The organism is Amycolatopsis sp. NPDC089917 (genome assembly GCF_040684635.1).
Lineage (GTDB): Bacteria > Actinomycetota > Actinomycetes > Mycobacteriales > Pseudonocardiaceae > Amycolatopsis.
The window spans coordinates 1-13,679 of sequence record NZ_JBFBGL010000001.1 but is presented as its reverse complement, the minus strand read 5'-3'; the positions used below and the strand labels follow the sequence as shown (position 1 = coordinate 13,679).

Here is a 13,679-nt window from a genome sequence, read left to right as displayed (position 1 = left end):
GTTGCCCGGGGGGCCCGGCGCGTTTTTGGTTTTTAGCGGGGTGTCCTGGGGGGTCCCCATAGGACGAACTTTGTCCTATGGGGACCCCTCATGACACTTTTCAGAGCTCGATGCCGAGCAGCGCGTCGACAGCGTTCCGGATCAGGCCCGGCGCCGCCGAATCGGTCCCCGACCGATTCAGGGCCTGCTCGGCCCAGGCGTCGACGGCCGCGAGCGCCTTGGGCGTGTCGAGGTCGTCGGTGAGGTGGTCGCGCAGCCGCGCGACGGTGTCCTCCGCGGCCGGGCCGGTGCCGAGGGAGACGGCGTCACGCCAGCGCGCGAGCCGGTCCTCGGCGTCCGCGTGCAGCTGCGCGGTCCACGGCCGGTCCTCGCGGTAGTGGCCGGCGAACAGCGCGAGCCGGATCGCGCCCGGGTCGACCTTGTCGGCGCGCAGCCGCGAGACGAACACGAGGTTCCCGCGCGACTTCGACATCTTCTCGCCGTCGAGGCCGATCATCCCGGCGTGCACGTAGTGCCGCGCGAACGGCCGGTCCCCCGCGACGGCCTCCGCGTGCGCGGCGCTGTACTCGTGGTGCGGGAAGATCAGGTCCGAGCCGCCACCCTGGACGTCGAAGCCCAGGCCGAGACGGTTGACCGCGATCGCGCTGCACTCGATGTGCCAGCCGGGCCGTCCCGCGCCCAGTTCGGACTCCCATGACGGCTCGCCGGGACGCGCCATCCGCCACAGCAGCGCGTCGAGCGGGTGCCGCTTGCCCGGGCGGTCCGGGTCTCCGCCGCGTTCGGCGAAGAACTTCGCCATGGTCTCGGCGTCGTAGTTCGACTCCGAGCCGAAATGCCCGGTCGCGTTGTGGTCGAAGTAGATGTCGGGGTACTCGGCGTCGTCCGCGCGGTACGCGCTGCCGTTCGCGACCAGCTTCGCGATGACCTCGACGATCTCCGGGATGCTCTCCACCGCGCCGACGAACTGCCGCGGCGGCAGCACCCGTAGCGCGGTCATGTCCTCGCGGAACAACGCCGTCTCGCGCATGCCGAGGACGACCCAGTCGTCCTTGTCCCGCTCGGCCCGCTCCAGCAGGGGCTCGTCGATGTCCGTCACGTTCTGCACGTAGTGGACGTCGTGCCCGGCGTCCCGCCACAGGCGGTTCACCAGGTCGAACGTCAGGTACGTGGCGGCGTGTCCCAGGTGGGTGGCGTCGTACGGCGTGATGCCGCAGACGTACATCCGGGCGGTGGACCCGGGCGCCGTGGGACGGATCTGCCCCGTCGCGGTGTCGTGGAGCCGCAGCGGACGGAGGGTGCCGGGGATACGGGGCACGTCGACCGATGACCAAGTCTGCATACCCCGACTGTAAGCGGAGCCGCCACGCCGTTCCCGTCCGGTGGGAGGGGAACACGGCCGGAGTAATCGAAGTCGCTACTCCACGGCCCGGTCGGCGTTGGCGTGGACGGCGGCCCGGATGTATTCGCCGAGCCCCGGCCGCTGGTCCGGCTCCCGCACGAGGAAGCCGAGCTGGACCGGTTCGGTCGCGTACAGCCCGGCGAGCTCGCGGTGCGTCGTGAAGTCGCAGTCCCCCATGAACGCCGCGAGCATCCCGCGGTGTTCCTCGGCGAGGTCCATCGCCGCCACGCTGTCCGCGGGCACGCCCGAGTCGAAGACGGCGAGCAGCCGCCGGACCCAGTCCTCCCGGACCTTCTCCGCCTCGATCCATTCCTCCTTGGACCGCGGCGTGATCGCCGTCCGCCACTGCGGGGTCTCTCCCCAGCGGCGGACGACCTCCTCCGCGTAGCCCTCCGGTTCGCGGAACCCGCCGAAGACCTCGAACCGCTCCTCCGGCGTCAGCGCGTTGCCGAACTCCTTCGCCGTGATCACCCGATCGACGGACTCGACCATGCGCGTGAGCTCGCCGATCCGCTCCACGAGCAGCGCCCGCTGACGCCGCAGGTGCTCCAGCGCGTCCAGGGACGGGTCGTCGACCACTTTCGCGATCGTCTCCAGGCCCAAGCCGAGTTCGCGGTAGAACAGGACGCGCTGCAGGCGGTCGAGGTCGTCGTCGCTGTAGCTGCGGTATCCGGCGGAGGTCCGCCCGCTGGGTGACAGCAGGCCGATCTCGTCGTAGTGATGCAGCGTGCGCACGGTGACCCCCGAGAGCGCCGCGACCTTTCCCACCGGATACCCCATCGGCCCAGCCTAGGCCGACGGGGTATCCGCCGGGTGGACCTACCGCTTCCTCGTCCGCAGGTAGTCGCCGACCACGGCGGCGCCGAGCCCGTCGAGGTCCGGGGCGACCACGCGGCCGCCCGAGCGCCGCGCGAGCAGGTCGACGAACGCGGTCAGGCGAGGATCGTCACCGAGCCGGAACACCGTCACCGACGCGCCCAGCTTCGCCATCCGGTCCACTTCGGACAGTGTCTTGAGCAGCGTCCTCGGCTGGGGCGGGTAGTCGAACTCCGCCGTGCCATCAGGTTCCAGATGCGCCGTCGGCTCGCCGTCGGTGACCATCAGGACCACCGGTTGCGCGTCGGGATGCCGCCGCAGATGCCGTCCGGCGAGCAGGAGCGCGTGGTGGGCGTTGGTGCCCTGTTCCCAGGCGCCTTCCAGGCCCACCAGCTCGGCCAGTTCGACCGACGTCGCGTAGCGGCCGAAGGTGATCAGCTGGAGCGCGTCGTTGCGGAACCGGGTGCTGATCAGCTGGTGCAGCGCGAGCGCCGTCTGCTTCATCGGCAGCCAGCGGCCTTCCTGCACCATCGACCACGAGGTGTCCACGAGCAGCGCGACCGCCGCGCGCGACCGGTGCTCGGTCTCGATCACCTCGACGTCCGAGACGTCCATCCGGACCGATCGCTCGCCCACCGAGACCGAGCGCAGGACCGAGTTGCGGACCGTCCGCGACACATCCCACGGCTGCATGTCCCCGAACCGCCACGGCCTGGTCGCGCCGGTCGGCTCGCCCGCGGCCCCGGCGGATTCGGTCTCCCGCTCTCCCGCCTTGCCGCGCAACGCGTTCACGACGTCGGAGAGCGCCGTCTCCCCCAGCCTCCGCAACGCCTTGGGGGACAACCGGAGCGTGCCGTCGGGCGCTCGTTCGAACAGCCCTTGACGGCGGAGCTCGCGTTCCAGTTCGGACAGCCGGCGAGCGTCGACGCCGGCATCCGGGCCGAGCTGTCGTTCGAGCGCGTCGACGTCGATGTCCTCCAGCCTCGCGCCCGGATAGGACTGCCCGAGCTGTTCCGCGAGCGCGTCCAACTCGGCCAGATCGGACATCGCCCTCGCGCCCTCGCCGAGGCCGAGCGGATCGTTGCCCCGGAACCGTTCCGACGACGTCCAGTCCTCGCCGGGCCGCAGCGCGCGCAGCTGGGCGTCCAAAGTGGACAGCTGTTGCGCGAGCCGGGGATCGCCGAACGCCTGCTGGGACAGCTCCGCCAGTTCGGCGCGCTGCTCCGGCGTCATCGAGTTGAGCATCCGCTGTGCCGCGGCGGCGCGAGCGGCCAGGACGTCGATCAGCTCCTCGACGTTCTTCGGGTTCTCCGGGAAGAACTCGCCGTGTTCGCGCATGAATTCCGCGAACCGCTCCGGAACGTCCTCGCGTCCCTGGGCGTGTGCGGCCAGGAGGTCGTTGAGATCGGCGAGCATCCGGTTCGCTCGCTCGGCCTCCTCCGGTCCTGCGTTGCGCAGTGCCTCCTTCATCCCCTCGAAGCGGGAATCCAGCAGCTCACGGCCGAGCAGGTCGCGGATCCTCTCGTAGTTCTCCCTGCCCTGCTCCGAACGCCAGTCGTACTGGGCGAGTTCGCGCACGGCCGCCGCCGTGCCCGGCGGGAGCGCGTCCAGCTGCGCTTCACGGAAGCGCGCGTCGTCGTCCGGATCGGGGAAGAGTTCGCGCCGCTCGGCCTCCAGCGCCTGGTCGAGCAGCTGCTGGACCTCCTGGAGCGTGCCGTCCAGCCGGTGACGGCGCTGGATCTCCGACCGGCGCTGCCACAACCGTCTGGTCAGCTCGTCGAGCCCTGCCGTCCGCGGGGTCCCGCGCCGCAGCAGCTCCTCCAGCGCGGACCGGGGCGAGGCTCCGGCCATGACGTCGCGGCCGATCTCGTCGAGCGCGTCCCTCAGGTCCGCCGGTGGCGCCAGCGGATCCGGGCCGTCGTGCCACGGCCCGTACGAATATCCCTCGGGAAGGAAGCTCATCGGCCGTAAACGGTCGTCGAGTCGTCGGAGTCCTTGGCGAGCCTCCTCGACAGGAACAGCGATTCCAGCGCCAGTTCGACGGCGGCCGCGATCCGCCCCGCCGGTTCGTCCGGGCTCACCCCGGCGCGGACGGCGACGTCGTGGAGCACGGGCAGCTCCGGCAGCGCGGCGAGGATGTCCTTGCCCGGGACGCGCTCCCCGGTGGTCACCAGATGTCCCGCCTCGACCGCGTCGGCCAGCGGCAGGAGGTCGAGGCCCGCGAACCGCGAGCGGGCAGTCTCCGCGACCGCACGGCGCAGCAGGTGCACGAGGTGCTCGGTCTCGCGTCCCTCCTCTCCCGGCTCGAATTCGAGCTTGCCGCGCAGGACGGCGGGCACGGCGTCGAGATCGACCGGACGCGCCACGGCCGGTTCCTCGCCGGTGAGCGCCGACCGGCGCAGCGCGGCCGCGCCGACCGTTTCCGCCGCGGCGACGGCGAAGCGGGCCGAGACGCCGGACCGCTGGTCGATGACCGCCGACTCGCGCAGGTTCCGCACGAACCGGGCCAGTACCTCCAGCAGCGGCTCGCCGACTTCGGCGACCAGATGCGCCTCCTGCCGCACGACCGCGATCTCCGCGTCGACGTCGAGCGGGTAGTGCGTGCGGATCTCCGCGCCGAACCGGTCCTTGAGCGGGGTGATGATGCGGCCGCGGTTGGTGTAGTCCTCCGGGTTGGCCGTCGACACCAGGAGCACGTCCAGCGGCAGGCGCAGGGTGTACCCCCGCACCTGGATGTCACGTTCCTCCATCACGTTCAGCAACGCGACCTGGATGCGCTCGGCGAGGTCCGGCAGCTCGTTGATCGCCACGATGCCGCGGTGGGCGCGCGGGACGAGTCCGAAGTGGATGGTCTCGGGATCGCCGAGGCTGCGGCCTTCGGCGACCTTCACCGGGTCGACGTCGCCGATCAGGTCGCCGACCGAAGTGTCCGGTGTGGCCAGTTTCTCCGTGTACCGCTCGTCGCGGTGGCGCCAGGTCACCGGCAGGGCATCGCCGAGTTCGGCGGCGCGGCGACGCGACTCCGGGGTGATCGGGTCGAGCGGGTGCTCGGCCAGTTCGGCGCCCTCGATGACGGGCGTCCATTCGTCGAGCAGTCCCGCGAGGGTGCGCAGCAGGCGGGTCTTGCCCTGGCCACGCTCGCCGAGCAGGACGATGTCGTGCCCGGCCAGCAAGGCGCGTTCCAGCTGCGGCACCACGGTCCGCGAGAAACCGACGATCCCCGGCCAGGGGTCTTCCCCCGCGCGGAGCTTGGCGAGCAGGTTGTCGTGCAGTTCTTGTTTGATCGAACGCGGCAGGTGACCCGCCGCGCGGAGGTCCTCGGCGGTCCGGGGCAGGTTTGCGGGAACATCGTTCACCCGTTCGACGCTACGTCGCGATCAGGGCCCCTGTCGACGTGAAGCAACTCCAGCTCTGGATCAACCGATCGGTGGAGGGAGGCTCAAAGGATCGGTCGATGTGCCGGACGCGCCGCCCCGGAAGGCTGGACGCATGCCCAAGAAACCCCCGGTGCCGGACGACGAACTCCGCCACCCTCGCGTGCGCGCCGACTTCCGCCGGATCAAGGTGCTCGTCTCGTCCTACATCGGCCTCAGCGTCCTCGCGCTCGTCGTGGCCTACCTCTGGCGGAACCGGCCGGACCTGGTGACCGACCTCGTCTGGGTCCGCGGCGAGGGCGTCCTCATCGCGTCGGTGGTGCTGCTCCTGTTCGTCTTCGGGACCACACGGGGACGTCGCGGCGCGTACCTGCGGCTGCGGATCGCCTCGGCGGCCATGGTCGTGGCGATCGCGGTCCTGATCTCGCTTCCCGGTTTCCTGCCCGTGTGGATGCGGGTCGAACAAGGACTCTGTGGACTCGTCCTGATCGGTGTCGCGGTGATCGCCAACGGGACCAGGCTGCGATCGCTGTTCGCACGCTGACCTCTGGCACACCTGCTTCGAAGCACGACTAAAATCAGTCCGGTGTGCCGTCCTAGTGCGACCCTCGCGGTCTGGTCTTCGGCGTGGCTGAACGGAGCCGCCGCCTCCGACGACGTCCTTGACGCCCTTCAGGTCTGGGGCGAAGCCCACGACTTCGTCGCCGCCGACGCCGCGGCCGCCGAGGCGTTCGACCTGCCGCTCGCGTTCAACCGCGCGGCGACCCCGGTCCAGCTGTTGCTCGCGCTGCGCTCGCAGGAGGCGAAGAGCATGCAGCTGCTGCTCCCGGTGCCCGGCGACGTCCGCGGGCTCGGTGGCGGCGGACCGTTCACCGAGGCCGCGTTGCGGACCGGCGAGGCCGCCGTGCTGCCGGATCTCGGCTACGGCGTGGTGCCCGAGGCGATCGCCGAGGGCCTGATGCGGTGGACCGTGTACTCGGTGCCCACGCCGGGCGTCCTCGAATACCGCCCGCTGGGCGAAGCCGAGCACGGCCTGACCGACGCGATCCGCGCGAGTGCCGGCGCGTTGCAGACCCTCGACGTCGCCAGCGAACGGCCGGGCGTGCGAGCGGAACTCTCGGCGCGGTTGCGCTCGGCCACCGACTCGCCCTGGCCCGCCGGGATGCCCAGCCGGGCACTGCGGGTGCTGCAGCGGTCCGAGGAGATCGCGGCGATCCTCGCCATCGCCGAGTCCGACGATCCCGGCGGCGCGCTCTCCTCGTCCGCGGCGCTTCAGCGAGCGGAAGCCTTGCGGCCGCTGAACGAGGCCGTCCGCAACGCACGCTGCGCGGCGATCAACGAAGCGGTGCGGGTTTTCGCGGAACAGGCGGACAGGCACCCGTAGGTCACGACCAGGTAGGCGAAGCACTCGCGATGTCGCCCTCGGGGGTCAGACCGAACTTGCGCAGTCTCTCCGCCTCGTCGGTCTTCCCCTGTTCGATCAGGAGCTCGCCGAGACATCTGGCAGCGGGCTCGTCACCCAGATCGATCCTTGCCCGGAGCTCATCGTCCCGGCCGAGTTTCTTGAGCAGCTCGGCGAGCCGGTTGGTGTAGTAACGCTCGCCGGATTCGCTCTTGCTGCGAAGCAGCTCCACCGCACGATCGGGTTGTCCATCGTCAACGAAAGCAGAGACGAGCTCGTCGATGTCCGATCCCAACGCACCCTCGCTGTAGTGGGCAGCGTCGTCCACTTTCCCGTTCGTGAGCATCACCCGGGCAAGGATCCTCGCCGCCGATTCGCTCCCGGCATCGGCCATTGCCTTGAGCTCGTCCATCCGGCCTAGCTCGGCCAATGACCGCGCCAGTCGACTCTTGACGTACGTCGCTTCGGGTTTTGCGGCTGCTCGCTTCAGGAGCTCCAGCGCTCGGTCCGGTTCGCCGCGCTCCTTCAGCAGCTCGGCGGCCTCACCGGCAGCTTGCTCGACTCCAGACTCGGCGAGTTCGACCAGTTCATTGATCTCACCTCGTTTCCTCAGGAGGTCGGACAGTACCCAGTCCAATTCCCGACTGCCCTGATCCGCGAAGTCGCGGAGCACGTCGAGTGCCCACTCTTCGCCGCCGCGCTCCACAAGCACCTGCGCGAGGCAGATCGCCGCGTCGAAGTAACCTTCCTCGGTCAGTTCGTGCAACTCGTTGAACCGGCCCTGCCGCTTGAGATACTCGGCGAGGTCCAGAACCGAGTCATCGTGGCCGCGTGCCACGAGTGCTTTCAGCAGGTCGATGGCTTTGTCGAGCTCATCGATCTCCTCATACCGTTCCGCCAGCTTGGCGCACGCCCAGTCGTCATCGGTGTCATCGAACTCCAGCAACAGGGCGATGGCCAGCTCGGGGTTTCCGTACTCGATCAGATGGCTGACCGCGTACTCGTTGCCTTGCTCCGCCAGGTCGAAGATCTCCTCGAAATTCCACCCCGCGAGCATGAACCGATGAAGATCGGCATCCGGTTCCGCAGAGACTTCCAACCGGTCCGCGATCTGACGCGCATCTTCCGCGTTGCCCATCTTGCGATGCACTTCGGCCAGGTCGTGCAGAGCTACCGGCAGCCCGGCCTCGGCGGCGCGATCCAGCAGAGGCAGCGCGAGCCCGTAGCGTTGCCTGGCAAGAGCGGCCCTGCCGATCCGGGCCACATCGGTCTCACTGACCAGATGTGCGACGCAGGCCGCCCACAACGCCTCTGGCGGCACCACCGTCCGGCGTCCGGACGCGGCGTGCTGCAACAGGTAGTCAGCGACGCGGTAACCGTCGATAGTGCCCATCTCCTCCGCGACCGGAATCAAGGGCGCGGTAGAGCCGAGCAGAGGCTGCGTGGCGTAGGCCAAGGCCTTCTCGAACCATTCCGGCGGCGCCCCCGCCCGTTCGGCGAGCGTGCAGTACCCGGGAGCGGCGGCGCGCAGGACCTCGGCGGGTACGGGCTGCTGGGTGCCTAGCACCGTGCAGTCCATCGCGGCCGTCAAGACGGCTCGCGCGTAGCCGTCTGCGTTCTCCCAGCGGTGCACGATCTGCGGCGCCGCCGCGAGGACCTGCACGACCCCGAAGTCCTTGGCCTCCAGTGCGTGCCGAAGCCGGGCATCGTGGGCAGCGGCCGTTCGAGCCCGTTCCGTCTCCGCCGCGGTGAAGTCGGCTCCCAAGCGGACCACCGTCGCCAGCTTCAGCAGCTCCCGCTCGAAGGCGTAACGGTCGTCCTCTACGGTCTCCGTGGTCCTGGTGTAGGTGTCGTAGTAGTGCGGCCAGAGCGTGGCTACGATGATCACTTCACGGCCGAGCAGGTCTCGTACGTCGGACGCGGTCAGCCCGTCCCTGCCGTTCAGGTACTGCTGCAGTTCGTCCAGCCAGACGACGACACGCTCCAGACCGGTCAGTCGCTGTTCGCCTGACGGGTGGGTCAGCGACCAGTCCGGCACGACCGCGCGAAGCGCCTCGAACAACGACCTGGTCTTCCCGACGGAGGAGCCTCCGACCAGCAGTACGAACCCACCGGCTTCCGCGGCCCTCTCGACCAGCGAACGCACTTCCGGATCCACGTCACGCGGAACGTAATCCGGCATCGACGTATCGTCGCCGAATCGGATCGGCCGGTGCACCCCCAGGCGCACGGGATCGGCCTCGCACAGCGGGATCAGGGCGGGAGCTTCGCCGGTGCCGGCGCCGACGACGAGATCGCCGTGGACCTGACCGACCTGGACGACATGGCCGTGGACCTCGGCGTCCTCGACTCGGTTGTCGTGCGACCGGTTCACCCGTCGAGGATACCGACCGTCTTTTTCCGAGCGCGCAGGATCTCCCCTTCCGGAACTAGCCCACTCTCGCCAGCAATTCTCGGACGAGTTCGGCGTCCGATCGAAATGCTTCAGCCAACCCGGTGGAGTACTCCGGGTTCTCACACTCCCAGGCAAAGTGAAGAACCCGATCGGCCACCCACAGCAAGAGTGAAGACAAAAGGACAAGCAAACCAGCTTCGACTTCCGCCACGCTGCCGGAACCGACACTGGACAGAGCCAAACCGAGACTAGACGAGATCTGAAGGCAATTTCCCTGCGTAATCGGGTCACTGTTGAGCATGGCGATCTTTCCCGCTTCCGCCATCGCCGCCACAAGCCTACCGCACAAGAATACGGGAACACCGACCTCGGCAGTCGCAAACCCGACGGGTTCGTCTTCGTACGACCGTTCGACGAGGTCGACCGACCTTGAAGCCATCGAAGCCGCTTCTTTACCGCCAAACCATTTTCCCGCGATGTAGTCGAGGCGCGGCAACAGGATCAAGTCTCGAACGAACTGTCCTTCCAGTCCTTGCAGGTCCGTGACCGAACTCTGCAGCAGATGGCGGATGCCATTGACCCTCATCGTCGCCGCGGCCAGAACAAAATTCCCGAGACTACCCGCGAGCTTGATCGGATCCAGCCGATAGAAGGGCGGGCAACCACACCGGTCTCCCTTGGCAGCACAGCAACGAAAACACGCCCCGAAGACAAGGTCCGTCAAGCTCGCTCGAAATTCAGCAAGGTCAGGCGCGTAGTCGGCGAGATTAGGATCAAAATAACGAAATTCGAGCCGCAGGATCCGGCACGGCGGCCGCTCTCTGTACTTTTCCCAGATCGGACTTCCGTTTTCGCCTGTATTGCACGACTGACACAATAGTCCGCGCACCAGCCCGCTGTCGTGATCATGATCTTGATAGAGCTTTTCGCGTTCCCCGCAGATCGCGCATCGCCCATCCTGCCACCGCTGAAGCAGGCATTGGCCCACCGCCGAAGTCTCGTCGTGCTCACCCCGGCCGTTCCCCTCGCCGCCGATGGCCGGCCACGACCAGCAAGCCGGTTCATCCTCAGGAGCCGACGTCGGCGGCTCGTTCCCCGCCCAAAGCTCGACGATGGCTTTGTCCGCAGTACTGAGATGCAAGCGACACCGGCCAGGATCGACAGGAGACGGCCAATGAGCTTTCCAGCCGGCCCAGGAGGCATTGCGACACGCACTGCCGTACTTCGTCCGTTGACCGCAGTCCACCGATCCACCCCGCCCCGTGATCACTGTTCGTTCCCGCTGGACAGGACGTCGTCAGGCCACTGACCGTTACACGCTCAGGCGGCCGCGGTGTGTCTCTTCTGGATCTTTTCGGCGTGCCGGACCGACCAGAGGGAAAGCCCGCCGATGACCGCGAGGAGCAAGACCACGCTCAGCGCGTTCATCACGTCGGCCGGCAAGAGGTAGACCAGCGGCACCCGGACCACGGCCTCCAGCAGCAGAGCGACTCCCCATACCGCCGACATCCGGGTGAAGGATCGGCGGAAGCCCGGGACCTCGTCACTCAGCCTGTCGATCTCCGCGCGTTTCGCCGCGCTGGAGCCGGCGCGCACGGCGACGAGCACCATCGGCGTGCGGCCGAAACAGCTCACCAACAGCACGATCGCCGCCGCCGCCGTGGCGAAGGACTCCTTCAGCAGCAGGAACTTCGCGTCGCCGGTGACCAGCGAAAGCACGAGCCCGACCCCGAGGACGCCGGCCAGCAACGCGGCGAAGCCGTCGAAGGACCGGTCGCGGACGGCGACCCACGCGATCCGGCAGGCGGCCAGCACAGCCCCTGCCAGCAACGAGACCTGTTCGCTCTGCCCGGCGAGCCGGAGGCCGTAGTAGGCGGCCAGCGGAAGCGCGATGTCCCACAGCAGCAGGAGAAGCGTCGGGTTCTTGCCGCGCGTCGTCACGACGGTGTCTTCCCTTCCGCTTCGCAGTCGGCCAGGAACTTCAGGACGCGCGCGTTGACCTCGGTCGCGGCTTCCCCCGCGATGGCATGGGTCGCCGACGGCCACAGTTCGACCTGCCCCCGCGAAAGGAGCTTCCGTGCGCGGGCGGCCGCGCGCTCCGGCCGATGGATGACACTGCGCCCGGCCACCAGGGCCAGCACGGGCATCCGCAGAGAACGCAACTGCGCGTCGGTGAACAGCTTGGGCGACGGCAGGGCGATGCGGTAGGTCCGCATCCCTGCGTCGATCACCCGCGCGACCGGATCCGTGGCGTCGACTTCCGCGCCATCGGAGATCCAGTGGAGGAACGACGGCCGGGTCCACCGGCTCACGACGGGGATCGCGGTGAGCGTGGCACGGACGACCAGCCCCGCGGTCAGCCCGCCGAACGTCAGCACGGGATCGATGACGGTGAGCGACTCGATCCGGTCCGGCGCCCGCACGGCGAGGTTGGCCGCGAGCCAGCCGCCGAACGAGTACCCGATCAGGTGCACGGACGCCAGGCCGAGTTCGGCGAGCACGGTGGTCAGCCAGGCGGCCTGGTCCGCGCCGTCGCGGATGGGGGCGGTCTGTTCACTGCGCCCGGCCTCGCCGATGAGGTCCACCGCGTAGACCTCGCCGTGCTCGATCAGCGCGCCGAGGTTGGGTTCCCACATGACGACGGTCCCCGCCCGCCCGGGCAACAGCACGATCGGTGTCCCGCCCGGCCACCCGAACCGGTACACACGCGCCACCCCGAACGCCGTCCGGATGTCGTGGATCCCGGCCGGTGCGGGGAGCGCGGCCAGACCGCGTTCGTAGCTGACCTCGTACTCGGCCCGTGCCTCCGCCGAGGCGAATCCGCCCACCTTCATGCGCCCTCCTCTTTTTACGGTACGATCGGATTGTAAAGCGGTTGGTGACAAGTTGGCAATCCGATCGGACTGCCAAAAGGAGGAGCGGGTGCCGAAGCGAGTCGATCACGAGCACCGGCGGCAGCAGATCGCCGCGGCCGTCCGTCGCATCGCGGCCGATCGGGGACTCGAAGGCGTCAGCTTGAACGAGGTCGCGGCCGAAGCCGGCATCTCGAAAGGGTTCGTCCAGCACTACTTCGCATCGAGGGACGAAATGCTGCGCTTCGCGACGACCACGTTGCGAAGCGGGCTCGAAGAACGCATCACCGCCGCCACCCCGGAGGGTGAGCCCAGCGTGCGGGACCTGCTCGTCGCCTTGCTCCCCCTGGACGACGCAGCCCGTGCCGACGCGCTGGTCGCCAACGCCTTCCTGGTGCGCGCGCTCAAGGACCCGGAGATCGCCGGTCACTTCCGGACCGGCCACGGCCAGCTTCGCGACGTACTGGCGGCCATGATCGCCGCCGCCCGGGACGCGGGCGACCTGTCACCCACCGTCGAGCCCTCGACCGAAGCCGTCCTGCTCCTGACGCTGCTGTCGGGCCTGGGAGACGCCGTGCTGCTGGGTTATCAGTCCGGCGAAGAGGCCGTCGCGCTGATCGACCTCCACCTTTCGAGGATCACCGCCGCCCCGAGGAAAACCCCATGACACGTCGCGCCGCGCCGGTGCTCGCCGCCGCCTCGCTCGCCCTGCTCGGCGCGTGCGGACCGAGGTACGACGAGACCACCACGGAACTCGTCCCCAGCCCCATGCCCACCTCGGTGGCCGAACGGGGTGATTCGCCGAGCGACCTGGTGGGCAAGGTCCAGTACGACATCAAGGTGCGGGCCGAGAGCATGATCGGCGGCCCGAACCCCGGCCTCACGCTTCAGTGCGGCGGGTTCTCCGGCTCATCGCTGAGCTGCTCGGCCCGCTTAAAGGACCAGACCGTCCAGATCGACGCCCGGGTCTACGACTACTCCCCGGGCAAGGCCTTCGACAGCTACAAACAGGAGATCACCGCGAAGGCGCGTTTCCTGGTCCGAGACGAGGTGCACCGGGAATTCCACAAATCGATCATGGCCTTCCAGAACGGCGACCCGCTCGACGCCGAGGACGTCCTTCGCTGCGACAAGATCCCCGAGGTGACCACAGTTCGGCTGGGTGTCGACGATGAGCTGGTGGACACCGGTATCCGCTGTTACCACTACGGCGGAACGCTGACCACGACGAAGCAACTGAAGGTCAAGTCCACCAGCATGGGCTTCTACGACTGAGCGGTAAGGCCGGTTCTATCCGAGGGGGTACGGCGAACGTGTTGTGTCGGGTGGCAAGTCCGTGAAGGCCTGGCGGATTCACCTGGTGGTTGCAACGTTGGTTGTTTCGTTCGGGAAGAGTAGTCGTCGTAGGCACTCGGCTGGTGTTTGCCAGCCGAGTGTTTTG

General features: G+C 68.6%; 12 protein-coding genes. 4 read left to right on the top strand and 8 right to left on the bottom strand.

Going from position 1 to position 13,679, the window contains the following annotated elements:
• Positions 1–100: 100 nt before the first annotated feature.
• From mshC to AB0N89_RS00045, 4 genes are all read right to left on the bottom strand, one after another.
• On the bottom strand, positions 101–1,339 hold the full coding sequence (mshC, locus tag AB0N89_RS00060; protein ID WP_364198430.1) for a cysteine--1-D-myo-inosityl 2-amino-2-deoxy-alpha-D-glucopyranoside ligase: 1,239 nt from the start codon (positions 1,337–1,339) through the stop codon (positions 101–103).
• Between the two features lie 75 nt (positions 1,340–1,414).
• Positions 1,415–2,179, bottom strand: a complete 765-nt coding sequence (locus AB0N89_RS00055; protein ID WP_364198427.1) for a MerR family transcriptional regulator — start codon at positions 2,177–2,179, stop codon at positions 1,415–1,417.
• A gap of 39 nt (positions 2,180–2,218) precedes the next feature.
• Positions 2,219–4,177, bottom strand: coding sequence for a VWA domain-containing protein (locus AB0N89_RS00050; protein WP_364198424.1), 1,959 nt, complete (start codon positions 4,175–4,177; stop codon positions 2,219–2,221).
• On the bottom strand, positions 4,174–5,571 hold the full coding sequence (locus AB0N89_RS00045) for a sigma 54-interacting transcriptional regulator (protein WP_364198421.1): 1,398 nt from the start codon (positions 5,569–5,571) through the stop codon (positions 4,174–4,176). Before AB0N89_RS00045 ends, AB0N89_RS00050 begins: the two co-directional genes overlap by 4 nt.
• A gap of 133 nt (positions 5,572–5,704) precedes the next feature.
• Between AB0N89_RS00045 and AB0N89_RS00040 the strand changes: the two genes are divergently transcribed.
• Positions 5,705–6,133: a hypothetical protein gene (locus AB0N89_RS00040; protein WP_364198418.1), complete on the top strand. Its 429-nt coding sequence runs from the start codon at positions 5,705–5,707 to the stop codon at positions 6,131–6,133.
• A 42-nt stretch (positions 6,134–6,175) separates the two neighbouring features.
• Positions 6,176–6,973 (top strand): hypothetical protein, encoded by a 798-nt coding sequence (locus tag AB0N89_RS00035; RefSeq protein ID WP_364198415.1) that lies wholly within the window; start codon positions 6,176–6,178, stop codon positions 6,971–6,973.
• Position 6,974: 1 nt separating this feature from the next.
• On the opposite strand, the gene AB0N89_RS00030 is transcribed toward AB0N89_RS00035, so the two are convergent.
• The 4 genes from AB0N89_RS00030 to AB0N89_RS00015 all read right to left on the bottom strand — a co-directional run bounded on the left by AB0N89_RS00030 (position 6,975) and on the right by AB0N89_RS00015 (position 12,220).
• On the bottom strand, positions 6,975–9,365 hold the full coding sequence (locus AB0N89_RS00030) for a hypothetical protein (RefSeq protein WP_364198412.1): 2,391 nt from the start codon (positions 9,363–9,365) through the stop codon (positions 6,975–6,977).
• 55 nt (positions 9,366–9,420) lie between these two features.
• Positions 9,421–10,527 carry an endonuclease domain-containing protein gene (locus AB0N89_RS00025; protein WP_364198409.1) on the bottom strand — a complete coding sequence of 369 codons (1,107 nt, stop codon included), beginning with the start codon at positions 10,525–10,527 and terminating at the stop codon, positions 9,421–9,423.
• 179 nt (positions 10,528–10,706) lie between these two features.
• On the bottom strand, positions 10,707–11,327 hold the full coding sequence (locus AB0N89_RS00020; protein WP_364198406.1) for a VC0807 family protein: 621 nt from the start codon (positions 11,325–11,327) through the stop codon (positions 10,707–10,709).
• Positions 11,324–12,220, bottom strand: a complete 897-nt coding sequence (locus AB0N89_RS00015) for an alpha/beta hydrolase (protein WP_364198403.1) — start codon at positions 12,218–12,220, stop codon at positions 11,324–11,326. The genes AB0N89_RS00020 and AB0N89_RS00015 overlap by 4 nt, the downstream gene beginning before the upstream one ends.
• An 88-nt stretch (positions 12,221–12,308) precedes the next feature.
• Between AB0N89_RS00015 and AB0N89_RS00010 the strand changes: the two genes are divergently transcribed.
• Together AB0N89_RS00010 and AB0N89_RS00005 are read left to right on the top strand one after the other, a co-directional pair.
• Positions 12,309–12,905, top strand: coding sequence for a TetR/AcrR family transcriptional regulator (locus tag AB0N89_RS00010; RefSeq protein ID WP_364198400.1), 597 nt, complete (start codon positions 12,309–12,311; stop codon positions 12,903–12,905).
• Complete coding sequence (locus AB0N89_RS00005) at positions 12,902–13,513, top strand: hypothetical protein (protein ID WP_364198397.1); 612 nt, start codon at positions 12,902–12,904, stop codon at positions 13,511–13,513. Before AB0N89_RS00010 ends, AB0N89_RS00005 begins: the two co-directional genes overlap by 4 nt.
• Positions 13,514–13,679: the final 166 nt, after the last annotated feature.